Source organism: Desulfatiferula olefinivorans, assembly GCF_054657895.1.
On record NZ_BAAHXV010000089.1, the window covers coordinates 1 to 1,905 of the forward strand.

Here is a 1,905-nt window from a genome sequence, read left to right on the forward strand (position 1 = left end):
AACAACATTTGTTTTTGAAAGAGCAAATCAATTTTCTACTTTTTACCCAGGCGTTCGTCCGACTGCCAACGCTGCGGGTCAGGGGCGCTTGTAGCGGAGCGGAAAGCGTCACCTGCACCCGGCTTGTTATGGTTTTTTTGAATCAATTGGATAAGATACTTTAGCTTCAAAATTACACAGTTCGACGCCAGCACGTTCATTCTTTATCGACTTTTTAGCCATTTGGCGAATTTGGTATTGTAAAATAGGATTAAAATTCGCATTTTCGAAAATTTGATTTGAATCTGTAATCTTAAATATCTCAACAAGTGTATTTGATGTAACAATTTCTCTTTCTGCTGAGCCAGTATGTTTCAATACAAAATCCTTTGCGAGATTATAACTGTTCAATTTTTTATAATACGCGATAGGGTCTGAAATTTTATAGAATGATGAACTTTGAACTTTTATATATTCTTTATCTCTTGTAGGTATTTCTTGCATACTTTCAGATAAAAAAAAGTTCTTTTTGAAATAATGAACTTTTTGAATAAATGGTACTTTAAAATACTCTCCTGGAACTATTACGGCCTCACCAATGATTTTCCCAAATTGAGTTATTACGACTTGATCGTCGTCATTCAATACGTATCGAGAATTCTGATATGAGACTACAACCAGTGAAACAAGTATCGCTATTAGAACTAAATAATTTAATTTCATATCCATTTTGACCATAACGTTACAAGTCACGGGGCCTGAAGCGCCAGCGTAAGGCTCCCGTGCACTTGTTTGTTCGGTTTTATTATTGAATTTGATATTTAAAACTTAATTCATTCCGGTCTTCTAAAATTAATTTTTGAACAGTTGAAAGAAGTACAGCTAAAGTGATTAATCTCGCTTCTCCCAAATCAGTTGACGAACCTTTATGTTTGATGGCTGTATCGCTATTACTGTATTTAAAAGGGATATCAACATCACCATGAATTACACGGCTTCTAAGATCATATGCTTGGCTTAATAGCTTTTTGAACTTTTCCGGTTTTCCTAAGAAAACTTGGGACTTTTCGATTATTTGATTTTTTAGGCCTACATTACCATTTCCATAAATAGCTTCAAGCCCAATTAAGGCCCACACGACATCTAAATTCAAATCATCGATCGCATCTGAAAAATCATTTTGCATGATATGGGTTATTGACGCAATTGCTCTACCAAATCGGCCCTCACCAGTTTGTTCTTCGAAAAAAGAAAATTTATGAAGCCAATCCCATACCTCTTTCAAAGTCACTTTGGCTAAAGGTGGCCACTCTATTTTTTTTGCTTCCTTAAAAGCTTCATAGAATAAACTGTGAGTTCCATCAATTTTAGAATGAAATTTACCATCGTAAAAAAGGAGGCCTTGATTTGTTTTAATAAATCCAAGCTTAGCGATAGTGACGGCTAAAAGCAGGTCATTACATAATTTTTCAATCTGTAAGCCACCTAAATATTTATATAAATCAATTTTTGTGTCGACATCTGAATCGTATTTTGCTTTTAAATATTTTTCAACATCATCCAATGTAAATTCAAAAGTTGAAGATATTTCGAGAAACCAAAATCCCCAAAAAGGAGAAGGATTTCCTAACCAAAAATTTTTAAAAAAAGGTAAATTATCAATGCTCTTTGACAGTTTTACATTTGGGCGAGAAACAAAGTTATTTAATGTTTCTAACTTCTGTTGCTTAACGAAAGAGACTATTTCCTCTATTTCTTCTTCATAAGAGTCAATTAGAAGCGCTCTTTCTTCAAAAGAGGGTAATACCAAAGGGATATATACCAAGTATTCTGTAAATATTTTTTCCATAGTTTGTAGCTTGAAACCGAACGTGCGCTTCAGCCGCGCGAGGTACGAGCGTCGGCTGGAAGCAGTGGTTAGCTGTC

The 1,905-nt window shown here is 34.7% G+C and carries 2 protein-coding genes; both read right to left on the reverse strand.

All coding sequences use genetic code 11. The features are described from left to right. Nucleotides 1–126: 126 nt before the first annotated feature. Nucleotides 127–624, reverse strand: a complete 498-nt coding sequence (locus ACYQ11_RS21935) for an SPFH domain-containing protein (protein WP_459925971.1) — start codon at nucleotides 622–624, stop codon at nucleotides 127–129. A 160-nt stretch (nucleotides 625–784) separates the two neighbouring features. Beyond that, nucleotides 785–1,828 (reverse strand): hypothetical protein, encoded by a 1,044-nt coding sequence (locus ACYQ11_RS21940; protein WP_459925972.1) that lies wholly within the window; start codon nucleotides 1,826–1,828, stop codon nucleotides 785–787. Nucleotides 1,829–1,905: the final 77 nt, after the last annotated feature.